Origin of the sequence: Vibrio sp. 1CM2L (assembly GCF_023161695.1) — a bacterium.
Taxonomy (GTDB): Bacteria; Pseudomonadota; Gammaproteobacteria; order Enterobacterales; family Vibrionaceae; genus Vibrio; species Vibrio coralliirubri.
The window spans coordinates 883,715-904,873 of sequence record NZ_JALNTT010000001.1 but is presented as its reverse complement, the minus strand read 5'-3'; the positions used below and the strand labels follow the sequence as shown (position 1 = coordinate 904,873).

Sequence of the window (21,159 nt, the reverse complement as noted above, 5' to 3'; positions counted from 1 at the left end):
GGATCTGCATATGAATCAAGGGGAGGCTAGGAGGGGATTTATTTTTTTGGATTAACGCTCTCGGCAGAGCTCAAACCAAAAAATAGCCGCTAATCAGCGGCTATTTTTAATGATCCAAGCGAAGCTTCTATTACTTCTGTCTTGCTACTTCTTTGTCTCTTCAACCACAGCTTTCATCAATACTGATGTATCCATACGGCCTTGTCCTTGTGCAGACAGTGCCTTGTATGCGTTGTTGGTCTTTTCAGTTAGTGGAAGCTGGATGCCTTGGCGCTCTGCTTCATCTAGACAGAAACCTAAGTCTTTGATCATCCAATCAATTGCGAAACCGAAATCGAACTTGTCTTGCGCCATTGTGGTAGCGCGATTTTCCATCTGCCATGATCCAGCAGCGCCGTTTTTAAGGCAATCAACTAGCGTTTGGATATCCAAACCTGATTTTTCAGCAAGTACTAAGCCTTCAGATAAGCCGTTCAATACACCTGCAATGCAGATCTGATTAACCATTTTTGCACGTTGGCCTTGGCCAACTTTACCCATAAGAACTGACGACTTACCGTAAGCTTCGAACACAGGTTGAAGGTCGTTGAAAAGCGCTTGTTCGCCGCCACACATGATGGTTAACACGCCATTTTCTGCGCCCGCTTGACCACCTGACACTGGTGCATCCATAAAGCGAATACCGGCTTGCTTCGCAGCCACTTCAAGCTCTTCAGACAGAACTGCAGACGTTGTAGTGTGATCGACAAGAATCGCGTTTGGCTTCATCGCTGCCAACGCGCCTGTTTCGCTGGTTGTCATGCTACGTACGTCGTCATCGTTACCCACACAAACCAATACCACGTCAGCTTCCGCTACACACTCAGCCACAGATTCTGCCGCTTTACCTTGGTGTTTATCAGCCCAGTCTAGCGCTTTGCTGTGAGTACGGTTAAATACCGTTACTTCGAAACCGGCTTTGACTAGGTGGCCTGCCATTGGGAAACCCATAACGCCTAGCCCGATAAAACTTACTTTCATTTCTTTCTCCTTTTATTTGACCAAACCATCGCTATGAAAAGATCGAACACTCTCAATCAATGCATCAATAAGCAGGGTCAAAGCCTTTGGCTGATATTTTCTTTCTTTGTACACTAAATACGCTTGGCGATCACCCCGATGATACTCAGGGAGCACTTGAATCAAATTCATCTCAGGGGATACATGACGAAAAGGCAATGACGCGAGCCCCAAACCTTTTTGCGCTGCGGCCGCCACCGCATGAATATCGTTGACGATGAACTTAGGTTTAATCGTAATCATTTGCTCTAAGCGGTCGGATTTGTAGAGCGGCATATCAAACACATCATCGACGTTAATCCAGTCTTGTAGCTCTAGGTCGTCCGGTTTTTCTATTGTTGCACGCGAATCTAAGTATTCTTGGCTTGCATAAAACCCGTGTTTGGCTTTAAACAGCGGTCGAGCAATCATGCCTTCCATGTCCGAGATCTTAAACGTGATCAGTAAGTCACGATCGGTCTGTGGAATAAGCTGCTGCTGACTCAGGGTAAGGTCGAGCTGAACGTTCGGGTATTGAGTGAGAAATTGCTCTACCGTCGACCGTAGAAAGCCACTGTAGAAGTTATGAGGCACGGCGAGCTTTATCTTGCCTTGGATAGCGTCACGCTCTTCCAGCAAGCTATTAAAGCCGTGATGAATCGACTCCATGCCGCTGCTCAGTGCAGAAAAAGCCGCCTCGCCGTCTTTGGTGGCCACCAGCTCACGACCTTTCTTTTCTAAAAGTCGGATATTGAGGCGATCTTCCAATGCGGTTAACCGACGGGACATGGTCGATACTGGCAATTGCAGCCGTTTCGAAGCCGATAGCAAAGAGCCCTCTTCAACCACTGCACAGAATAAGAACAGATCATCAATGTTTCCAAATATGGAATTCATACTTCTACATGTGCCTATTTTTCTCATTAATGGATAAATGTAACCTTATCTCATCAACATCAGAAAATCACGGGAGAAACACAGTATGAACAACAAACAATTTTGGGTAACCGCGATTTTATCTTCACTGACCATGGCGACCATCATGTCTGGGTTAATTTCTGGCTACAAAATAGGATTCAGCCCCGAGTGGCCGCCAATCTGGCTGCAAAGCTTTTTCATTGCTTGGCCGTGTGCCATCGCACTCAACCTCACCGTGCTTCCTTTGATCAGAAAATTCTCAGCATGGATTTGTCGCCCGAGAACGCTTTGCGAACCTGAGATCACGGAACGATGATCAAGGACTTTTGACCAAGGAGCTATAGTCTAGGCTCTGCGATCAAAGAGATGCGTTCAAAAACTCTGTTCATGGATAAACTACTGAATTACAGACATAAAAAAACCGAGCACTAGGCTCGGTTTTTTAATAACTGTTGTTACTGTAAAGATTACAGCTCAGCGTTGTGGTAAACCTGCTGAACGTCATCACAGTCGTCAAGCATGTCTAAGAACTTCTGGAATTTCTCAGAATCTTCTTCAGCTACTGGCGTAGTTGTTTGAGGAACGAAAGTGATTTCCTCAACGTCTAGCGTTAGCTCTGGGAACGCAGTGTTTAGTGCAGTCTTCGTTTTGAAGAATTCAGTCGTTGGAGCGAATACAGTGATAACACCGTCTTCTAGCTCAACGTCAGTCACGTCTACGTCTTCCATCATTAGCGTTTCTAGGATGATCTCGTCATCTTCGCCTTTGAACTGGAATACAGCTTGGTGAGCGAACATGTGAGAAACAGTACCTTCAACACCGATTTTCGCACCAGTCTTAACGAAACATTGGCGAACGTCTTGGAAAGTACGGTTGCCGTTGTCAGTTAGACAGTCAACGATTACGCTTGTGCCACCTGGGCCAAAACCTTCGTAACGAGCTGGTTGGAAGTCTTCACCACCGCCGCCGTTCGCTTTATCGATCGCTTTGTCGATAACGTGAGCTGGTACTTGGTCTTTCTTCGCTTTAGCAATCAGGTGCTTAAGAGGTAGGTTCATGTCTGGGTCAGAGCTGCCGTTCTTAGCCAGTACGTAAATCTCTTTACCGTATTTAGAATAAACTTTAATTTTTGCGCCTGCAGTTTTCGCCATTGAGGCCTTGCGCACTTCAAAACTTCTTCCCATCGGGATCTTCTCTCTGATTCAATTAACGGTGCAAATTCTAGCAAATTACTGTGTCATTTCAATTCTACAGCACTGCTGGGCAAGGTTTGTCTGCGTTTATGCGACACCCATTACCCGTTTGTATTTTTCTACAGACTGATCAAACCAAGCCTTTTCTTCTGGGTCACCTAGCTTCATTGCTTCTTCAACAATGGCTTCAGGGCCACATTTCGCTTGCTTCAGTTTCCATACAAGAAACGATGCTTGCTTATCCAGTTCGATTTTATTTTTCTCGCTGGGTGGAAGGAGTGAAAGGTTGATAGACATTATTAGCCTTCGTCTGTAATACACTTGGCCGAGAAATATATCATAGAGCAGCCTCATAAAACCAATACTATGAGTAACAGAAAGGGTTTATGAGACAAGAAACCAAGCAAGTCGCTGATGCAGGTCAAGCTAGTTTGAGAGAAGTTGCACCCCTTGAGGAGAAAGTATCGAGTATTCGACTCACCTAATGAGCCGAATAATGAGTTAATCGCATCACAAAGGTTGCAAGAGTAACCCCTAACCCAACAAGACTACTCACTCACGGCGAAAACATCGCAACGTGATGCGCAGATGAAGTCATTTTTGTGCAGGCCTTTGATTGAGTGGCTCCACCAAGTGACGGTGACTTTGCCCCACTCCAATAAGATCGAAGGATGATGGAACTCTTCTTCTGCCAGTTCTGACACTTTGTTGCTGAATGCCCACGCTAGTTTGTAGTTCTTAAACTTGAACACCTTCTCAAGCTGCGGGATGCCGTTTCTTTCGATGACCTGCCAGTCTGACAACTCCAACAATAAAGATTGTTGTTCATCTTTACTTAGAGCAATCGCGTCGATACTGCAGGCTTCGCATTTTTGTTCATTCAACATGTGTGGGTTCCTTGGGTTCAAAAAGTGGTGGTAGTAACCCCGCGTCTATGGCGAGATCAGCTTGCTGTAATAGGTTTTCCTGACTGATTTTAAAGAGCTCAGATAGCTCTTCGATCACGTAATATTTCGGTTGCATGATGTCGATGCGATAAGGAGTTCTTAACACCGTTTGCAGATCGAACCGCTCCCGAACCGCCAAATCACCGCCCAATGCGTACATGGTTTCCGCCGGAGACGAGAGAATGCCACCGCCATAGATTTTCAGTTTTTGGCCTTCTTTTACTAAACCGAACTCGACCGTAAACCAATACAAACGGGCAAGATAAGCGCGCTGTTTGGATGTGGCGGCTTGGCCTAGTTTTCCATAATGCTCAGTGAAAGCCGCGAAATCGGCATTAGTGAGCATGGCACAGTGACCGAAAATTTCATGAAAGAAATCAGGTTCTTGTAAGTAATCGAACTCGTCTCGCGTTCTCAAAAATGTCGCAACTGGGAATTTCTTATTGGCGAGCAAATCAAAGAAACGGTCGAAATCGATCAATGCAGGCACAGGCTGAACTTGCCAACCTGTTGTTTCCATTAGCACTTTGTTTATCTCTGGCAGCTGGGGAACTCTGTCTAATGGCAGATCCAGCAGGGTCAAACCGTGCAAATAGGCATCGCATGCGCGGTCATTAATGACGTCCAGTTGCCTTTTCACTAAGTCGTGCCAAATGGCGTCTTCTACGAGGCTCCACTCAACCCATCCCTCTTGGCTCACGGGCTTAGAATGATATTGAGTCATTACACACCTCCTTTCGAATGTCTCACTTTAAGCCTATCTCCACTCCTTATATCCGCCAATTTGCACGATTTTTCGAAACGGGCGATCGTGTAACATTTTATTTACACAATTCCGACAAACCCTTATTTTGCTGATCTTTTGACTTTGTAAAACCTAAATACCAGACTGAAATCGTTAACTTTTTGTTAAAGGTAAAGGAATGCACGAGAGCAATAAGCCAATTTGGCAACCCAGTGACCAACGTATCGCACACGCCAACGTAACCCGATTTATGAATAACCTCGATCAACAGGGCGTATTAGAGCGGAAATTGAAAAACTACACGGAGCTTCATCAATGGTCTGTGGAACAACCGGAGTCGTTTTGGCAGAACGTGTGGCAGTTTTGTGGCATGGTGGGTTCGCAAGACTGTATTAACAAGGCAGAAAGCGAGCACATCAAAACTCAAGGTGAAAGTCGCTGGCAGCAGCCGAAATCGAATCGCGATGCGGTGTGGTTTCCTAATGCTCAAGTTAACTACGCCGAAAACTTGCTGCATTCAGCAAAAGCGTTGCCAAACGAACTTGCGGTTTGGTTTGAGAACGAACGTGGCGAACAGCAAAGCTACACATGGCAAACCTTGTGTGAGGAAGTCTCTAGCGTTCAACAATGGCTCGTGGAGTGTGGCGTGCAACAAGGCGATGTGGTCGCCGCTTATACCCCTTATCTGCCGCAAACCGTGGTCGCAATGCTAGCGACCACCAGCTTAGGCGCGATTTGGACATCAACCTCGCCTGATTTTGGGGTAGAGAGTGTGATTGAGCGATTCGGACAGGTGAAACCTAAGGTGCTGTTCACCTGTGATGGCTACACCTTCAATGGCAAGACGTTCGATATGGCGGACAAGAACCGTGAAATCATCGAGCACTTAAACGCGCTTAAACAGGTGTGTGAGATCGGTTATTTGAAACCGAGTAATGACTTAGAGAAGAGCGATTTAGAGAAGAAAAAAGTTGAACATGATGTGTCGATTCTAAGCTGGCACAGCATCATTAATCACTATCAGACAAAAGCTCTTCGATTTGTGCGTATCGGCTTCAATGAACCACTGTTCGTACTCTACTCTTCCGGCACCACAGGCAAGCCAAAGTGCATTGTGCACTCGGTTGGTGGCACCACCATCAACCACCTAAAAGAACATCAACTTCATTGCGATATTAAACCGAGAGATCGCGTGTTCTACTACACCACTTGCGGTTGGATGATGTGGAACTGGCACGTCTCTGCGCTCGCGAGTGGGGCTTGTTTGGTTATCTTTGATGGCAGCCCGGTTTACCCGCAACCCAACGTTCTGTGGGATTTAGCGCAGCGAGCTGACGTATCGACATTTGGCACCTCAGCCAAGTATCTAGAGGCGATTGAGAAAGCGGAACTCTCACCGATCGACAGCCACTCTCTTCCTCAATTAAGAACACTGTGCTCGACCGGTTCTGTGCTCTACCCAGAGCAGTTCGATTACGTTTACAAGCACATAAAGCAAGACCTGCATTTAGCGTCGATTTCTGGCGGCACAGATATTTGTGGCTGCTTTGTTTTGGGCAACCCTATCTCGCCAGTGTATCGCGGTGAGTGCCAACAGGCCGGGCTCGGCGTCGACATCAAGGTGTTCAATTCATCTGGTCAAAAGGTCGATCACGAATGTGGCGAATTAGTTTGCACCAACTCCCTACCCAACTTCCCCGCTGGCTTTTGGAATGACACCGGAGAGCGCTATCACAGCACCTATTGGGATAAGTTCGATAATGTGTGGCATCACGGTGATGAAGTCGCGCAGAGCAAACATGGCGGCTACCTGTTCTACGGGCGAGGCGACACCACACTCAACCCTGGAGGAGTAAGGATTGGTACCGCCGAGATCTATCAGCAAGTAAACACCATTGAAGGCATCATCGATTCGATAGCTGTCGGTAAAGATATCGACCGAAATGAGCAAATTTGGTTGTTCGTTCAACTGCAGCAAGGTGTGGCTCTAAATGAAACGCTATTGGCCGCCATTAAGCACAAGCTCAAATCATCTTGCTCGCCAAGACACGTGCCAAGCCAGATATTTGCGATCAGCGACGTGCCAAAAACACGCTCAGGCAAACTGGTGGAGTTGGCTGTGAAACAGGTGATCAATGGCAAAAGTGTAGAAAACCTCGGGGCTATCGCTAACGCCGAGGTTTTGGAAGAGATAAAGAGTGTTGTTTCGCTTTAGTGTTAAGCCTTAGAAAGTGGCTAACTATCTCCGATTTTCATTTGGCTGTCAGATAACATCTGGAGTAAAGGCAGCCGATTGAAAACCAAATCTAAACTTCTATTTAAGCTTGTGAATCCTCGCCTCAGTATAGCCCCGTACCTTTTCCAAAGCTCTTAATGCGATCTGCTCATCATATTTAAAACAAAAATAGAAAATTAGTCATTTTATAGCCAGAGATAATATTCACTAAACGCGAATCATTTATACCAAAAAAGACTCCACCGCTAGATTGTATCCAAGCTTATGGATATTTAATCGAATTGCAATGACTCCCGTTTCCACAGCTCTATTTCTAGTGAAATAATAATTTGATAGCTATCACATTTAGGACGGTTATTTTCCCATACTATCTCGGCATGTTAATTACTTAAGAGTAATTAAAAACCTAGTCATTGTTATTAATAAGCTTGGATTTAATTAGAAACAAGCGGTTAATCCCTACGTAAAATAAAATCATTATTAAATGATCGGAGACATTATCATGCGCATAGTATTAGCTTTAGGCGGTAACGCTCTTTTAGCAAGAGGCCAAGCATTAACGGCTGAGAACCAACGTGAAAATATAATCAAATCAGCGGCGAGTATTGCCGCGATCGCTCGCGAGCATGAGATTGTTATCGTTCATGGTAATGGCCCACAAGTAGGTTTGTTGATGGAACAAAACGCAGCTTACAACGAATATTCACCAGAGACGACCCCGTATCCAATGGATGTACTCGGCTCTCAAACCTGTGGCATGGTGGGCTACATGTTACAGCAAGAACTAAGAAACATTGACCCTGAATTAGACGTAGCGACGCTAGTCACGCAAACTGAAGTATGCAAAAAAGACCCGGCGTTTGCTAACCCGACTAAATTTGTTGGCCCTGTATATACAGAGCAACGAGCTAAAGAGTTAATGGCTCAAAGCACAATGCAGTTTAAAGCTGATGGCGAGTACTACCGTCGCGTTGTGCCTTCTCCTATGCCAAAAAGCATTGTTGAAATTCAGCAAATTGAAACTCTTCTAGATACAGAAAACCTTGTTATCGCTTGTGGCGGCGGTGGTGTTCCCGTGAGTATTGAGCATGGTAAGAGTACTGGCGTAGAGTGCGTAATTGACAAAGATCTTACGGCTGAATTACTGGCTGAAAAAATCCATGCCGACTTATTTATTATCTTAACCGATGGTTCGATTTTCCGTAACTATGGTAAAGAAGACCAAGCAGAAATGAAGCAAGCAACGCCTGCTGGTTTAGCAGAATTTTCATTCCCTGCAGGTTCTATGGGGCCAAAAATTGATGCCGTTTGTAAATTCGTTGAAGCTGGATTAGGTAATGCGGCGATTGGTTCATTATTTGATTTAGATAAAATAATCACCAATGAAGCTGGTACTTTGATTACGAAAGGCGAAGGTATTGTTTATTACTAATATTATCGAATGATAATCACCACTAATATAAAAGTTGGGGTAAGCCTCTTATTTAATAACGAGGCTTTTTTATAAGGGAAATATTAGTGCTAAACGGGATAAATATTCATACACTTACTGCATTTAATATATTTAATTTTGGAAACCGCTTCTTTCAAGAAACGGTTTTGGTAGCGCAGGGGAAGAGTATTTGCGTTTACATCAGCGAATCTACATGGACTCATTCGCATCCGCTTGATTCTCTGGCATCGCATCGATAAAAGCGGGTAACTGATTACACGCTTCGACAATTGCGTTAATCAGCGGATACGGCGACATATCAACGCCAAAGCGCAGCGCGTTATACACCTGTGGCACCAAGCAGATATCGACAATACATGGTGAATCGGTGAGGCTATAAACTGAATCACCGTGTGTTTGACGATGCTTAGAAAGCTTCTCTTCTAATGCCGAAAAACCTTGGCTCATCCAATAGTGAAGCCAGCCTATTTTAGCCTCTTGCTCACACGACAACTCTCGCTCCAAATACTGCAGCACACGCAGGTTATTGAGAGGGTGAATTTCTATCGCAATATCCTGAGCCATTGCCAACGCTTGATAGCGCAGTGGTATTTGCTCAGGAATCAACAAGGAGTCTGGGCTGGTCTCACACAAATAGTTTTCGTCCAAGTATTGCAAGATCGTCAGCGACTGATTGAGTTGAACGTCACCATCCACCAGTACTGGTACTAATTCACTGGCATTGAGTTCACGATATTGTGGCTCATGCTGCTCGCCGCCATTACGCACCAAATGCACCGATTTAGATTCATAACTGAGTTGCTTTAGGTTCAATCCAATACGCACCCGATAAGCGGCCGAAGAGCGCCAGTAACCGTAAAGTGTCATGTTCTGATTCATACAATGATCTCGCTCGAGCTGAATCTTTATAATATGGGCTATAACGCTCGATATTGGCTAACTTTTTGGTCAATCGCACCAAAAATGGAGCCACCCGCCGCATCAAACATCTCAAGCTTGATCGAGTCACCAAATGACATGAATTGAGTTGATGGTTTACCATCTCTAATCGTCTCTATCATGCGCACTTCAGCAATGCATGAATAGCCGACACCACCTTCCACAATTGAGGTGCCGTGGTCAGTACCTTGCTTGTTGGAAACCGTGCCAGAGCCTATGATTGCGCCAGCCGACAGTGGACGAGTCTTCGCAGCATGCACCACTAGCTCGGCAAAATTGAAGGTCATATCGACACCTGCATTTGGACAACCAAAAGGCTGGTCGTTGTAGGTCGATATCAACGGTAAATGCACCTTGCTGCCTTTCCACTGTTCACCAAGCTCGTCAGGTGTAACGGCGACCGGAGAGAACGCCGAAGACGGTTTAGATTGGAAGAAGCCAAAGCCTTTCGCTAGCTCTGCCGGAATCAAGCCACGCAGCGACACATCGTTCACCAACATCAACAAGCGAATCGAATCATGCGCTTGCTTGGCGCTAACACCCATTGGTACGTCACCAGTTACAACCGCAACCTCACCCTCGAAATCGATACCCCACTCGTCACTGGCAAATTCAATATTGTCACGAGGGCCGATAAACGCATCTGAACCGCCTTGATACATCAGTGGATCGACCCAGAAGCTTTCTGGCATTTCAGCACCACGCGCTTTACGCACCAGCTCAACGTGGTTTACATATGCGCTGCCATCAGCCCATTGATAAGCGCGTGGCAGAGGCGATTCACAATATTGAGGTGCAAACACTTCACTGCCTGTCACATGCCCGTTGTTTAACGAGGTGTATAACTCTTCTAACTGAGAAACAACGCTGTTCCAGTTATCCAACGCCACCTGCATGGTGGGTGCAAGGTGCATTGTATGGAAGATTTCGGTGGCAGCCACGCACTGTTTGAGATCTTTACTCACGACCATCAATAGACCATCGCGAGTACCATTTTTCTTGGTTGCTAATTTCATCCTTGTTGCCCCTTACTTCTCTTGCCAACTGTAGACATATTCTTTGTTCTCGACGCTATCGAGTTCGTCAGAGAACTGCAGCGCATGGCGAGTATCGATCATCACCGCCACTTCATCGGTAAACTTCTTCTTATGCGCTTGCCCAGCCTTAAAGGCTTTAGGGTGAGGCCCATGCGTGAAGCCAGCTGGATGGAAGGTCACCATGCCCGCTTCAATATTATCGCGACTGAAAAAGTCACCAGCGTGATAGAAAAGCACTTCGTCATAGTCGTCATTGTTGTGGTAGAACGGCACTTTCAATGCCCCAGGATCGCTCTCAATCGGGCGCGGCACAAAGGTACACACCACAAAGCCTGCGCCAACAAAAGTAGTGTGCGCAGAAGGTGGCAAGTGGTAGCGATGTGACATCAGCGGTCTGATATCGCGCCAATTCACTTTCACCACGGCTAAGTCGCCATGCCAACCAATTGCATCCAATGGATTGAACGGATAGGTGATCACACTGACTTTGTCGTGGCGCTTCACCTGAACCTGAGTTTGAGTTTCTGAGTACTGAGCACGGAATTGGTCATTAATAGAAGGAATCTCAAGAACCGCCGGATCAAACACCGCGTGATTGCCCACCATGCCCTTCTCTGGCAAGGAATAAGCCGCATCGGTGTTCTCAATCATCAAGATGAACATCGGCTCACTTGGCTCCAAGCGCCAATTGGTCGAGCGCGGGATCATCACGTAATCCCCTTCACTCACCTCTAGATGACCATAGTCACAATAGAGATCGGCGCTGCCTTGGTGAATGAACAGCAGCTCATCACCATCAGAATTACGCACTAAGAAATCCATATTCTCATCCATTCGCCATACACGAATTTTGCAGTCCGCGTTGTGCAAAAGATGAGGCACAGCCCAAGGCGTTATCTGGCTGGCTTTTTCCACCAGCGTAAAATCAAAAGCGCGAGGGCGTAAGTCACCCTCCCACTCAGACCAACTTGTTGGGGCATGTTGGTGATGAAAGTGAGCGGCAGGGCCGAAGAATCCACTTCGGCCCGCCTCTCGCTCATAAATTGCTTCTTCGGGGAAGTCGGCATGCGCTTGTTTAGAGCACACCCCCTCCCGATGAGGAAACGAGATCCATTTATGCATCGTCTAATACTCCTCGACGAATCTGGTCCTCTTCAATCGATTCAAACAGCGCCTTGAAGTTACCTTCACCAAAGCCTTCGTTGCCTTTACGCTGAATGATTTCAAAGAACACAGGCCCGATTACCGTCTGCGTGAAAATTTGCAGCAAGATGCCGTCTTTGGTCGGCGCGCCATCAATCAGAACACGTAAATCGCGCAGTAGATCAGTGTCTTCACCGTGGCCCTTCACACGCTCGTCGACTTTCTCGTAATAGGTATCTGGAGTTGGCATAAAATCCATGCCACGATCACGCAGGGTTTTCACCGTTTTGTAGATGTCATCCGTTGCGAGCGCGATGTGTTGGATGCCTTCGCCGTTGTATTCTCGGATGAACTCTTCAATTTGTGATTTGTCATCTGAAGACTCATTGATTGGAATTCGGATTTTGCCACACGGTGAGGTCATAGCGCGGCTCACAAGGCCTGTCAGCTTGCCTTCAATGTCGAAGTAGCGAATCTCACGGAAGTTGCCCAGACGCTCATAAAACCCAGACCATACATCCATATTGCCTTGCTTTACGTTGTGCGTGAGATGGTCGATTTCATACAAGCCAACATTCGCTTCAGCCATGCGCTGTTCCGCATCGTCATAGAATCGGAAATCGACGTCATAGATGCTCTGCTTGCCATAGCGATCCACAAAATAGAGCAGGCTTTCACCGATGCCGTAAATGGCAGGAATGCTCAGCTCCATCGGCCCTATTTCTGTTTTGTACTCTTCACCACCGCCCTTAAACGCTTGTTCCATTGCAGCCGTTGCTTCGTTAACACGAAAAGCCATGCCGCACACCGATGGTCCATGTACCTTGGCGAACGCTTCCGCTTGGCTGTGTGGTTGTTCATTAACGATAAAGTTGATGTCACCTTGTCGATACAGCCAAGCCTCTTTTGAACGATGCTTGGCGATCTCAGCAAAACCAAGTGACACAAACAGCGCTTTAAGTTGCTCAATTCCCTTGTGGTCAACGGCCGTGTATTCAACAAACTCGAATCCATCCGTACCAAGCGGGTTGTATGTATCCACCATGAACTTTCTCCTTGTACCTATTGGTTTTGTATTACGTGGTTTTTGTCCTTAATTAAATCTGGCCCACAAGCGGAAAGATTGGAATGGATAGAAGGAAATGGGCAATAACGCTAAAAACCCGTCAAATTGTAAAATATTTGTTACACGCAAAACCTCACAACAACAAAGTTAGTACTATCAAGGGATTGAAAGATGGTGGTTTGATTTACAGCAGAGCAAGATATGTTATCGAATTGTTACATGCGCAATTTTATCAGCTAAGGTGATAAATCGAACATTAGATTGATGATGCAAAAAAGCCGCTGTAGTCAGCGGCTTGATGAGTTCTAGAACGAACCTAATTCAAATATCAGAATCGCGTTAATCCCAGTTGAGAATCGACCAATTCGGTTGATCGGCTAACGCTTTCAAACGCGGGCATGGGTTCACCAAATAGGAAAAATCAGCGTGTTCACACAAAGGTAAGTCGTTGATTGAATCCGTATAAAAGTGGATATCTGAGTAATTAGTTTCTTGATTGTCTAACCACGCTTTTAAACGCGTCACTTTGCCTTCACGGTAGCTTGGCACACCTGATATTTGAGAAGTAAAACGGCCTTGGTTTTCAATCAAATCAATACCGAGTGCGTTCTCAATACCAATCTTACGACCCACCGCTTCCACTAAGAAAGTCACGCTGGCAGAGATGATCAACATATCGATATCATCATTCTCAAGCTGCTCAATCAAAGGTTTCGACTGCTTGAACTGTTTAGGCAAAATATGCTGTTCAACACACTCTTCGACCAATGCTGTGACTTGCTCTGTTGGCATATCGGCTAATGGCTGCATAGAAAACGTGAGGTAATCTTCCATGTTCAGTTTGCCTTCCGAATACAGGCCCATTAAGCGTTTATCTTCTTCAATAAAGTTGGGCGCAGTGGCAATGCCCTTTTCAACCAAGAACTCATTCCAGAGCATCGCTGCATCGGCATTGATCAGCGTTTCATCCATATCAAATACATACAAAGGTTTGAACATCTTAGGCTCTCACAGGTTGAATTTCGTTAAGGTTAAACAGGAGTTCAAGTTGGCTGCCGTTTGCCAACAGTCGCTCAGAGGAACGGTTAAGTAAATCGACAGTTAATTCACATTCATCGACATCCACTTGGTAGCGAATCACGTTGCCTAGCAGTTGGTGGTTGCGAATGGTGCCCGTTTTCGGCGCGGAGATATGCTCGCCATATTGTCGACCTTGCTCTTTCACGTAGATCGATTCAGGGCGAATCGCCACTTTCCACTCGGTTTCAATGTTGAAAAGTTGCTTGGCTTTGTTCGCTTGCACCAGATTGTAGTGCCCCATGAACCCAGCAACAAACTCATTGGCCGGTTGAGTGTAGATCTCTTCAGGTGTACCCGCTTGTACGATCTCCCCTTTATTCATCAAGAAGATACGGTCAGACATGATCATCGCTTCTTCTTGATCGTGGGTCACGAAGATCGTGGTCAGGTTCATCTCTTTTTGAATATCTCGGATCTGTTGGCGTAGGTGTTTACGGATCTTGGCATCCAGCGCTGAAAGTGGTTCATCGAGCAATAGAATACGCGGCTTGACCACCAAGGCTCTTGCCAAAGCGACACGCTGACGCTGACCGCCCGATAATTGATGCGGGTAGAATTTCTCTTTGCCCGTTAAGTCCACCAGCCCAATCACTTTCGCGACTTCGCGCTTAATCTCGTTAGCAGCAAGCTTTTTCATCTTAAGGCCAAACGCAATGTTGCCTTCAACCGTCATGTTCGGGAACAGCGCATAAGATTGAAACACCATGCCGATGCCACGCTGTTGTGGCACTTGGTGAGTAATCTCTTCACCGTTGACCCAGATCTCGCCACCATCAACAGGATTCAGGCCTGCCAAGCTGCGCAGTAGAGTCGATTTACCACAGCCACTGGGACCAAGCAGAGTAATGAATTCGCCCTTCTCGATGGAAAATTCAATATCTTCAAACACCGTGTTGTCACCAAAGCTCTTGGTGAGGTTTTTCGCATTTACATAGCTCATTATTTTGTTCCCTGGCTGAAACGACTTGCCAACCAAGTCAGTAAGAAAATAAACAGGAAGTACGTCATCACTAGGGCTGACGTGAAGTGGCCGCTGGTTTGACGCATGTTGTATAGGTAGATTTGCAGTGTCTCGTAACGTGTACCCACCAAGATGTTGGCGAACACGAACTCGCCTAATAGGAACGAGAACGACAAGAACAGCGACGCCATTAAGCCTTTCTTAAGGTTTGGCAGAATAATCAACAAGAACGCTTTGGTAGTGCTTGCACCGAGCAGATGAGCAGCGTCCATCAAGTCGTGCAGGTTGATCGCTTCAAAGCTGTTGGCAATCGCGCGATACATGAATGGCAACGCGATGGTGAAGTAAGTACCAATCAAGATCCACGGCGTGCCTATCAGTGAGATTTCGCTGTCTGCATACAGCTGAAGCAAGCCAACCGACGATACCACGGGTGGCACAGCGAATGGCAATAAGATCAGGATATTCATCACCTTGTCGAGTTTCGGGAAATAGTAAAACACCACGAAAATCGCAGGCAGAACCAACACCACACTCAATGACAGCGCCGCCACACAGATAAACAGTGAACGACCAAAGGCTTGTAAGAAGCGAGGATCGGTCAGCAGGTTGATATACCAATCTAACGTGAAGCCATCCGGCAGGATCGTTGCGCCCCATCGAGAAGAGATCGAGTAGATAAAAGTCGCTAAGATCGGGATCATCATGATGCCGACAATCGAATAGACAACCGTTTTATGAAAGCGAGTATTTACGGTATTCATTACTTTCTCTTCCCTGCGTAGCTTTTGCTGATCAGCCATTGGTTAATCACGGTGATGAAGGCCAGCATCGCCATCAGAATCACTGAAATTGCCGCAGCTAGGTTTGGTTCTAAGAACAAATCGCCCGATACCAAGCTCGCGATTCGAATCGTAATCACGTTGTAGTTGCCCGAGGTCAACGCATACACGCTCGCATAGGCGCCAATCGCATTGGCAATCAAGATGATGAAGGTGCCGAACAAAGCCGGAGATAACACAGGCAGCGCGATTTTGGTCCAGTATTGCCAAGTTTTCGCGCCAAGCAATGCCGAAGCAGCTTGCCAGTCGTCACTTAAGGCATCGAACGCTGGATACAGCAACAACACCGCCAATGGGATCTGGAAATAGATGTAAATCGCCAGTAAGCCCCACTTGCCGTACAGGTCGAAATCACCTAGTAATCCATACTGCTTAAGCAATAAGGTGATCGCACCATTAGTACCAAGGATGATGATGAAGGCAAACGACAAAGGCACACCAGAAAAGTTACTGCTCATGTTGGTGAAGGCAATCACCGCATCGCGGATTTTAGAATCAACGCGGCGTAATGAAGAAACGAGCAGAGTCGCAATCGCTAAGCCAACAATACTCGACCAAATCGACAGCCATAAACTGTTGCCAAAAGCCTGCATCATGAAGGCAGAATCGAATATCTCAGAGTAGTTTTCGAGAGAGAGCTCATCATCGTAGAAGAAGCTGTTGATCAGCACCCAAACCATAGGTGCCAGTTGGAACAGATAGAAAAACAGTGCGAAAGGCGCAAGCCACAAGGCGGGCTTGAAGCGTTGAAACAAAGATTTGGTTTTGGGTTGAAGCGCAGAGCCATCGCTCTGCGTGATTACAGAACTGCTCATAAGGCCAACAATTCCTGAGTGTAATATTTATCGTGTTCAATGTTGAGTAACTGACAGACGCTGCCGCAGATATCGGTCTGTTTCACTGAACACTCTTGGTGTGTGAACTTATCGCCAATCACAAAGAATGGCACTTCACGCTCTTCAGGCAGAATGCCACCGTGAGACAAGTCATTGTTCATGCCGTGGTCACTGGTGATAATCACTTGATAACCATCGTCTACCCATTTCTCAAGGTAGTTCGACAGGTAGATATCCGCGCCACGAGCACTATTGCGGTATTGGCGAGAGTCCAGCCCGTGCTTGTGCCCCATGTCGTCAATGTTCATTGGGTGAATCAGTAAGAAATCAGGCTGATGAGTGACACGCAGATGCTCTGCATCCAAGAACAAGGCTTCATCTGGGTAATGATCCCAGTGGTAGAAACAGCCATGTTGAATGTTCATGGTCTCATCGTTAGTGAAACGGTCACGCACAGCATCAAATGGCGCTCGGTTATAAAGTTCACTCACCCAATGATATGCCGCTGCAGCCGTCACTTTGCCCTGCGATTTCGCCAAGCTAAAGATCGACTCGTGATTCGATAAACGCACGATTTGGTTGTTAACGATGCCACTCTCGACAGGGCGAACCCCAGTTAAAATGCACTCATACAGTGGGCGTGACATAGATGGCAGTTCACATTGCACAGGGTAAAGCGTGGCGCGCAGCTTGTTTTTTTGCGTGCTCATGATTTGCGAAGTGCCCTGTTGATTTTGGGAAACGCTGTGATTACTGTTTTTCGAGTCACTAAGTTCTAGAAGGCCGTTCAGGTAGCCCATGCAATCACGGGCTACCTGATAGTTCAGTCCATCTAGAACAACAAGGATAACCTTATTGCTCATGGTCTATTCTCTATTGCTTGTTTCTATAAGCCACCCGTTACAGGTGGCGTGTTAAGCGGGGTTATTGCTGGTGAATCAATACGCTTTCTTGCCATTGACGTGGCAGACGACGTGCTGATTTTTCCCATGCTGAGAAGTCAGATACTGGGTGCACGTTGCTGTATTCATCGTTAGAGATCAGCTTGTCTTGTACTGATTGAGGTAGCGTAACGCTGCTACGGATTGGGCGCGCGTAACCTTCTGCTAGGTTGATTTGGCCTTGGTCACTGAAGATATATTCACGAGCCAGCTTCGCCGCGTTCGGGTTTTTCGCGTATTTGTTGATGATGGTGGTGTAACCAGAGATCACTGAACCATCTTGTGGAATGCTTACTGTAAAGCGCTCACGGTCGATCTTGTCGCGGTAATTCAGTGCGTTGAAATCCCACATGATTGCCACTTCCACTTCGCCTTTTTCAAGGTTCGCGATGCTTGGATCTGTGTAAGACAGGCGGCCTTGCTTCGCTAGTTCACCAAAGAATTTAATCGCTGGTTTTAGGTTCGACTCGTCACCGCCGTTAGCAAATGCAGCCGCTAGAATTGCGTTGTTTGCTTGTGCTGCTACGCCTACATCACCGACTGTGACTTTGTAGTCGCCTTCGAGTAGGTCACTCCAAGATTTTGGGGCATCTTCAACAAGGTTGTTGTTTGAAATGAACGAGATAGTACCTGTGTAAGCCAGAGCCCAGTGACCATCTTTGTCTTTCGCCCAATCTGGAATGTCATCCCAAGTCGTTGGCTTGTATGGCTGCGTTACGTCTTTCTGCACAGCGACACGTGCAAAGGCGAAACCGACGTCACCGATATCTGCGGTTGCGTTTCTTTTCTCTGCTTCAAATTTCGAGATCTCTTGAGCCGAGCTCATGTCTGTATCCTGATGCTTCAAACCGTAGTTTGCTTTCAGGTCAGCCCATGTGCCTTTCCAGTTTGCCCAACTGTCTGGCATACCCACACTGTAAACCGCACCCTCTTTTTGAGCGGCTTCAATCAGTGACTCAAGATCAGCATCCTTCGCCATCGCTGGCATTGAAAGTGTTGCCGTTATTAGCGTTGCGCCGATTAATTTTGCAGGTGAACCAATCAGTTTGGCTGGCGATACAGTTGAACGGCTAAGCAAAGTTTTCATTGTCTCTATCCCTCTGGACTAGGTCAGTAAGTTCATTTTGTATGCTATCGCCGGAGTGTGACGCTTTCGCACAAGTTATTTGACAGTTAGGATGCATTTCCGTGGCAGTTATATTTCACCCATATGACAGCAAGCCTTTGTTTACTGTCACATTCCTGTTAACTCTGTGGTTTACCTTATTGAGCACACGAACTTATGGACTAGATCAGCAATGAGAACATTGGCTACAGGGCAATCAGGGACACAACTAGGCAGAATTAAGGCAAGCATCAGAGAACAGCTTCAATCTGGCATCTTCACCGAGGGGCAAAAGCTGCCATCCGAAAGAGAGCTCAGCGAGCTGTTTTCAACCACACGAATTACGCTCAAAGATGCGTTGGTATCATTAGAAACCGAAGGCCTGATATACCGAGAAGAGCGCCGAGGTTGGTATGTGTCACCCGAACGTGTTCGCTATAACCCATTGTCACGTTCTCACTTTCATCAAATGATTCGCGAACAACACCGCATAGCAGAAACCAGACTGCTCAGCACCCGTACAGAGATGGCGGCGGGCGATTACGCCAAAGCATTAGAGATAGAGCAGATAACGCCAATACACGTGATTGAGCGCTTGCGTTTTATTGATGGCAGAGCAGTGCTGTTTGTTGAAAATGTACTGAAAGCGCCCTTATTTGATGGTGTCTTGTCGGAAAACCTCACCATGTCACTAACAGGCATCTACCGAGAAAAATACGGCTACGAGACCAAACGCTCGCGCTTTGATGTGATTCCCACCTCCGCCCCTGCGCATGTCGCCAAGGCGCTGAATTTAGCCGAAGGCCAGCCCGTTTTGAAGATCTGCCGAGTGAACTACAAACAAGACGGTGAGCTAATGGACTGCGAGTTGGAATACTGGCGACCGGACTCTGTGGTGATTCATATTGATAGTATTGGTTAACGTCATATGACCATTTGCCTAGTTTTAGGCTTAGGCTTAGGTTTAGGTTTAGGTTTAGGAAGAAAAAGCTAACATACAAAAACTCCGACAAATTCTGACGGAGTTTTTTAACGATCGAACCTTGAAGCTGTGCAAGCTACCTAGCTCATGAATCAAGCTTGAGAAACTGTCTTACCCTTGATGAATCTGGGTTAGTGAAAAACTTCTCTGGGTTGGATTTTTCAATCAATATGCCCTTCTCAAGAAACACCACCTGATCCGATACCTGACGCGCAAACTCCATCTCATGTGTCACAACTACCATGGTGTAGCCCTCTTGCGACAGTTTCTTCATCACCAATAACACCTCTTCGACCAATTCAGGATCGAGTGCTGACGTTGGCTCATCAAACAGCAGCACATCCGGCTCCATCGCGAGAGCTCTGGCAATAGCGACACGTTGCTTTTGCCCACCCGATAACATGCTTGGGTAGTTCTCTAGTTTGTGCGACATCCCAACCTTATCGAGCTGCTTACGAGCCATCTCTTCGGCGTCTGATTTCGCTATCTTCTTAACGTGAACGAGCGCTTCCATGACGTTTTGCAACACGGTTAAATGCGGCCACAAGTTGAAGCTTTGGAAAACCATACCAAGGCGCTCTCGGAGTTTCGCCAACTCTTTATATTTCAGTGGTTTACCCGTTTCAGAGTTGATGCCAATACGCTCATCACCCATAAAAATCGTGCCGCGCTCTGGCTGCTCTAGCCAATTCATGCAACGCAGTAGCGTCGATTTCCCCGAACCTGACGAGCCGAGAATACTCACCACATCGCCTTTGTTGATGTTGAGGTTGATGTCTCGCAGTACTTCGATGCCATCAAACTGTTTCGACAGGTTTTCAACCTTGATGATCGTCTCTCGTTCTTCCAATAGTGGCTCGCACTCTATCACTTCCAAATTCACGCCCAAAGAAGGGTTAATCGGTGCTTCGGTTTCAATAATCTCTGATTGTTTAAGCATGGCTAAGCCCTCTAAGTTCAACTTTGGTTTGGATTCGTTTGGTGATAGTTTCAAGTGCAATACTCACAGCCCAGTAGAGCGCGATAGCAATGATGAACGCATTCAATGGGATGAAGTAGGTCGATTGAATACTATTGGCGGCCGCGGTAATTTCTGCGACGGTGATGATGCTAAGAAACGCTGTGTCTTTTAAGCAGATGATGAGTTGGTTCGTGATCAGCGGAACCGATTTAAACAACACATTTGGGGTAATAACTCGGGTAAAGGTTTTGAATTTAGAGAAGCCATAAGCGTGCGCTGCTTCGATGTAACCTGGCTCTAGCCCTTTACGAACACCTCGGAAAATCTCACAAAAATAGGTACCGTGATAGAGACTTAGCGCGATGATTCCCGCTGTAATCGCATCGAGTCGAATACCAACCTGCGGCAGCCCGTAATAGAGCAGGTACGCTAAGATAAGAAACGGCAAGGTGCGCATCATGCCTATCAAACTATTGATGGTGTACTTCACACCAAGTTTTGAGTTTTCGAGACAATACAACAAACTGATGCCAATGATGAAACTCAAGATTGAAGACGAAACAAAAAGATAAAATGTGGTCACAAACCCTGAAGCAAACAGCTCTTTTTGTTGCCAGATAATATTCCATTCTTCCATATTTACTCCTTAAACTTACCCGCTCAATAAAGCATCACAAGCAGGTAAATGGTGTTTCTGACCAAGTAGCCATGACGGCTAAACTGTGGCTGTTGTTGA

The 21,159-nt window shown here is 46.5% G+C and carries 23 protein-coding genes; 5 read left to right on the top strand and 18 right to left on the bottom strand.

Going from position 1 to position 21,159, the window contains the following annotated elements; translation table 11 throughout:
* Positions 1 to 144: 144 nt before the first annotated feature.
* Together MSG34_RS03870 and MSG34_RS03865 are read right to left on the bottom strand one after the other, a co-directional pair.
* On the bottom strand, positions 145 to 1,020 hold the full coding sequence (locus tag MSG34_RS03870) for an NAD(P)-dependent oxidoreductase (RefSeq protein ID WP_102502140.1): 876 nt from the start codon (positions 1,018 to 1,020) through the stop codon (positions 145 to 147).
* A gap of 12 nt (positions 1,021 to 1,032) precedes the next feature.
* Positions 1,033 to 1,935: a LysR family transcriptional regulator gene (locus MSG34_RS03865; RefSeq protein WP_048614154.1), complete on the bottom strand. Its 903-nt coding sequence runs from the start codon at positions 1,933 to 1,935 to the stop codon at positions 1,033 to 1,035.
* Between the two features lie 85 nt (positions 1,936 to 2,020).
* On the opposite strand from MSG34_RS03865, the gene MSG34_RS03860 reads away from it, so the two are divergent.
* Positions 2,021 to 2,272 (top strand): DUF2798 domain-containing protein, encoded by a 252-nt coding sequence (locus MSG34_RS03860; protein WP_248336328.1) that lies wholly within the window; start codon positions 2,021 to 2,023, stop codon positions 2,270 to 2,272.
* A gap of 151 nt (positions 2,273 to 2,423) precedes the next feature.
* Here the strand turns inward: MSG34_RS03860 and MSG34_RS03855 are convergent, their stop codons facing one another.
* The 4 genes from MSG34_RS03855 to phhA form a co-directional block, all read right to left on the bottom strand.
* Positions 2,424 to 3,140, bottom strand: a complete 717-nt coding sequence (locus MSG34_RS03855; protein WP_017057670.1) for a YebC/PmpR family DNA-binding transcriptional regulator — start codon at positions 3,138 to 3,140, stop codon at positions 2,424 to 2,426.
* Positions 3,141 to 3,236: 96 nt separating this feature from the next.
* Complete coding sequence (locus MSG34_RS03850; protein ID WP_004732615.1) at positions 3,237 to 3,446, bottom strand: DUF3283 family protein; 210 nt, start codon at positions 3,444 to 3,446, stop codon at positions 3,237 to 3,239.
* Between the two features lie 251 nt (positions 3,447 to 3,697).
* Positions 3,698 to 4,036, bottom strand: coding sequence for a 4a-hydroxytetrahydrobiopterin dehydratase (locus MSG34_RS03845; protein ID WP_248336327.1), 339 nt, complete (start codon positions 4,034 to 4,036; stop codon positions 3,698 to 3,700).
* The gene (gene phhA, locus MSG34_RS03840) at positions 4,026 to 4,820 is read right to left on the bottom strand and encodes a phenylalanine 4-monooxygenase (protein ID WP_248336326.1); all 795 of its coding nucleotides are present in this window, start codon (positions 4,818 to 4,820) and stop codon (positions 4,026 to 4,028) included. Before phhA ends, MSG34_RS03845 begins: the two co-directional genes overlap by 11 nt.
* 199 nt (positions 4,821 to 5,019) lie before the next feature.
* On the opposite strand from phhA, the gene MSG34_RS03835 reads away from it, so the two are divergent.
* Both MSG34_RS03835 and MSG34_RS03830 read left to right on the top strand, forming a co-directional pair.
* On the top strand, positions 5,020 to 7,056 hold the full coding sequence (locus MSG34_RS03835; protein ID WP_248336325.1) for an acetoacetate--CoA ligase: 2,037 nt from the start codon (positions 5,020 to 5,022) through the stop codon (positions 7,054 to 7,056).
* Positions 7,057 to 7,579: 523 nt separating this feature from the next.
* Complete coding sequence (locus MSG34_RS03830; protein WP_248336324.1) at positions 7,580 to 8,509, top strand: carbamate kinase; 930 nt, start codon at positions 7,580 to 7,582, stop codon at positions 8,507 to 8,509.
* 210 nt (positions 8,510 to 8,719) lie between these two features.
* Here MSG34_RS03830 and maiA read toward each other — a convergent pair whose 3' ends face one another.
* Genes maiA through hppD form a run of 4 tightly spaced genes read right to left on the bottom strand, consistent with a single transcriptional unit; the run spans position 8,720 to position 12,694 of the window.
* The gene (gene maiA / locus MSG34_RS03825; RefSeq protein ID WP_248336323.1) at positions 8,720 to 9,409 is read right to left on the bottom strand and encodes a maleylacetoacetate isomerase; all 690 of its coding nucleotides are present in this window, start codon (positions 9,407 to 9,409) and stop codon (positions 8,720 to 8,722) included.
* Positions 9,410 to 9,447: 38 nt separating this feature from the next.
* Positions 9,448 to 10,485 carry a fumarylacetoacetate hydrolase family protein gene (locus tag MSG34_RS03820; protein ID WP_248336322.1) on the bottom strand — a complete coding sequence of 346 codons (1,038 nt, stop codon included), beginning with the start codon at positions 10,483 to 10,485 and terminating at the stop codon, positions 9,448 to 9,450.
* A 12-nt stretch (positions 10,486 to 10,497) separates the two neighbouring features.
* Positions 10,498 to 11,628, bottom strand: a complete 1,131-nt coding sequence (locus MSG34_RS03815; protein ID WP_248336321.1) for a homogentisate 1,2-dioxygenase — start codon at positions 11,626 to 11,628, stop codon at positions 10,498 to 10,500.
* Positions 11,621 to 12,694 carry a 4-hydroxyphenylpyruvate dioxygenase gene (hppD, locus tag MSG34_RS03810; protein ID WP_017097192.1) on the bottom strand — a complete coding sequence of 358 codons (1,074 nt, stop codon included), beginning with the start codon at positions 12,692 to 12,694 and terminating at the stop codon, positions 11,621 to 11,623. Before hppD ends, MSG34_RS03815 begins: the two co-directional genes overlap by 8 nt.
* A gap of 83 nt (positions 12,695 to 12,777) precedes the next feature.
* On the opposite strand from hppD, the gene MSG34_RS03805 reads away from it, so the two are divergent.
* Positions 12,778 to 12,960 carry a hypothetical protein gene (locus tag MSG34_RS03805; RefSeq protein ID WP_248336320.1) on the top strand — a complete coding sequence of 61 codons (183 nt, stop codon included), beginning with the start codon at positions 12,778 to 12,780 and terminating at the stop codon, positions 12,958 to 12,960.
* Positions 12,961 to 13,054: 94 nt separating this feature from the next.
* Here MSG34_RS03805 and MSG34_RS03800 read toward each other — a convergent pair whose 3' ends face one another.
* The 6 genes from MSG34_RS03800 to MSG34_RS03775 form a co-directional block, all read right to left on the bottom strand.
* A complete protein-coding gene (locus MSG34_RS03800) occupies positions 13,055 to 13,714 on the bottom strand; it encodes an HAD family hydrolase (RefSeq protein WP_248336319.1) in 660 nt (219 codons plus the stop codon).
* 1 nt (position 13,715) lies between these two features.
* Positions 13,716 to 14,735 (bottom strand): ABC transporter ATP-binding protein, encoded by a 1,020-nt coding sequence (locus tag MSG34_RS03795; protein ID WP_048610148.1) that lies wholly within the window; start codon positions 14,733 to 14,735, stop codon positions 13,716 to 13,718.
* Positions 14,735 to 15,520: an ABC transporter permease gene (locus MSG34_RS03790; RefSeq protein ID WP_004732591.1), complete on the bottom strand. Its 786-nt coding sequence runs from the start codon at positions 15,518 to 15,520 to the stop codon at positions 14,735 to 14,737. Before MSG34_RS03790 ends, MSG34_RS03795 begins: the two co-directional genes overlap by 1 nt.
* Entirely contained in the window at positions 15,520 to 16,413 is an 894-nt protein-coding gene (locus MSG34_RS03785) for an ABC transporter permease subunit (protein ID WP_017061233.1), read from the bottom strand. Before MSG34_RS03785 ends, MSG34_RS03790 begins: the two co-directional genes overlap by 1 nt.
* The gene (locus tag MSG34_RS03780; RefSeq protein WP_248336318.1) at positions 16,410 to 17,297 is read right to left on the bottom strand and encodes an alkaline phosphatase family protein; all 888 of its coding nucleotides are present in this window, start codon (positions 17,295 to 17,297) and stop codon (positions 16,410 to 16,412) included. Before MSG34_RS03780 ends, MSG34_RS03785 begins: the two co-directional genes overlap by 4 nt.
* Positions 17,298 to 17,358: 61 nt before the next feature.
* Positions 17,359 to 18,462: an ABC transporter substrate-binding protein gene (locus tag MSG34_RS03775; RefSeq protein ID WP_050620241.1), complete on the bottom strand. Its 1,104-nt coding sequence runs from the start codon at positions 18,460 to 18,462 to the stop codon at positions 17,359 to 17,361.
* 211 nt (positions 18,463 to 18,673) lie between these two features.
* On the opposite strand from MSG34_RS03775, the gene MSG34_RS03770 reads away from it, so the two are divergent.
* The gene (locus tag MSG34_RS03770; RefSeq protein ID WP_248336317.1) at positions 18,674 to 19,402 is read left to right on the top strand and encodes a UTRA domain-containing protein; all 729 of its coding nucleotides are present in this window, start codon (positions 18,674 to 18,676) and stop codon (positions 19,400 to 19,402) included.
* Between the two features lie 145 nt (positions 19,403 to 19,547).
* Here MSG34_RS03770 and MSG34_RS03765 read toward each other — a convergent pair whose 3' ends face one another.
* A complete protein-coding gene (locus tag MSG34_RS03765) occupies positions 19,548 to 20,402 on the bottom strand; it encodes an amino acid ABC transporter ATP-binding protein (protein WP_102428101.1) in 855 nt (284 codons plus the stop codon).
* On the bottom strand, positions 20,395 to 21,060 hold the full coding sequence (locus MSG34_RS03760; RefSeq protein ID WP_017066357.1) for an ABC transporter permease subunit: 666 nt from the start codon (positions 21,058 to 21,060) through the stop codon (positions 20,395 to 20,397). The genes MSG34_RS03765 and MSG34_RS03760 overlap by 8 nt, the downstream gene beginning before the upstream one ends.
* Positions 21,061 to 21,159: the final 99 nt, after the last annotated feature.

Excerpts from the sequence above, each read along its gene's own strand:
- MSG34_RS03870 (WP_102502140.1), bottom strand. The coding sequence starts at position 1,020 with ATGAAAGTAAGTTTTATCGGGCTAGGCGTTATGGGTTTCCCAATGGCA.
- MSG34_RS03865 (WP_048614154.1), bottom strand. The coding sequence starts at position 1,935 with ATGAATTCCATATTTGGAAACATTGATGATCTGTTCTTATTCTGTGCA.
- MSG34_RS03860 (WP_248336328.1), top strand. The coding sequence starts at position 2,021 with ATGAACAACAAACAATTTTGGGTAACCGCGATTTTATCTTCACTGACC.
- MSG34_RS03855 (WP_017057670.1), bottom strand. The coding sequence starts at position 3,140 with ATGGGAAGAAGTTTTGAAGTGCGCAAGGCCTCAATGGCGAAAACTGCA.
- MSG34_RS03850 (WP_004732615.1), bottom strand. The coding sequence starts at position 3,446 with ATGTCTATCAACCTTTCACTCCTTCCACCCAGCGAGAAAAATAAAATC.
- MSG34_RS03845 (WP_248336327.1), bottom strand. The coding sequence starts at position 4,036 with ATGTTGAATGAACAAAAATGCGAAGCCTGCAGTATCGACGCGATTGCT.
- phhA (WP_248336326.1), bottom strand. The coding sequence starts at position 4,820 with ATGACTCAATATCATTCTAAGCCCGTGAGCCAAGAGGGATGGGTTGAG.
- MSG34_RS03835 (WP_248336325.1), top strand. The coding sequence starts at position 5,020 with ATGCACGAGAGCAATAAGCCAATTTGGCAACCCAGTGACCAACGTATC.
- MSG34_RS03830 (WP_248336324.1), top strand. The coding sequence starts at position 7,580 with ATGCGCATAGTATTAGCTTTAGGCGGTAACGCTCTTTTAGCAAGAGGC.
- maiA (WP_248336323.1), bottom strand. The coding sequence starts at position 9,409 with ATGAATCAGAACATGACACTTTACGGTTACTGGCGCTCTTCGGCCGCT.
- MSG34_RS03820 (WP_248336322.1), bottom strand. The coding sequence starts at position 10,485 with ATGAAATTAGCAACCAAGAAAAATGGTACTCGCGATGGTCTATTGATG.
- MSG34_RS03815 (WP_248336321.1), bottom strand. The coding sequence starts at position 11,628 with ATGCATAAATGGATCTCGTTTCCTCATCGGGAGGGGGTGTGCTCTAAA.
- hppD (WP_017097192.1), bottom strand. The coding sequence starts at position 12,694 with ATGGTGGATACATACAACCCGCTTGGTACGGATGGATTCGAGTTTGTT.
- MSG34_RS03805 (WP_248336320.1), top strand. The coding sequence starts at position 12,778 with ATGGATAGAAGGAAATGGGCAATAACGCTAAAAACCCGTCAAATTGTA.
- MSG34_RS03800 (WP_248336319.1), bottom strand. The coding sequence starts at position 13,714 with ATGTTCAAACCTTTGTATGTATTTGATATGGATGAAACGCTGATCAAT.
- MSG34_RS03795 (WP_048610148.1), bottom strand. The coding sequence starts at position 14,735 with ATGAGCTATGTAAATGCGAAAAACCTCACCAAGAGCTTTGGTGACAAC.
- MSG34_RS03790 (WP_004732591.1), bottom strand. The coding sequence starts at position 15,520 with ATGAATACCGTAAATACTCGCTTTCATAAAACGGTTGTCTATTCGATT.
- MSG34_RS03785 (WP_017061233.1), bottom strand. The coding sequence starts at position 16,413 with ATGAGCAGTTCTGTAATCACGCAGAGCGATGGCTCTGCGCTTCAACCC.
- MSG34_RS03780 (WP_248336318.1), bottom strand. The coding sequence starts at position 17,297 with ATGAGCAATAAGGTTATCCTTGTTGTTCTAGATGGACTGAACTATCAG.
- MSG34_RS03775 (WP_050620241.1), bottom strand. The coding sequence starts at position 18,462 with ATGAAAACTTTGCTTAGCCGTTCAACTGTATCGCCAGCCAAACTGATT.
- MSG34_RS03770 (WP_248336317.1), top strand. The coding sequence starts at position 18,674 with ATGAGAACATTGGCTACAGGGCAATCAGGGACACAACTAGGCAGAATT.
- MSG34_RS03765 (WP_102428101.1), bottom strand. The coding sequence starts at position 20,402 with ATGCTTAAACAATCAGAGATTATTGAAACCGAAGCACCGATTAACCCT.
- MSG34_RS03760 (WP_017066357.1), bottom strand. The coding sequence starts at position 21,060 with ATGGAAGAATGGAATATTATCTGGCAACAAAAAGAGCTGTTTGCTTCA.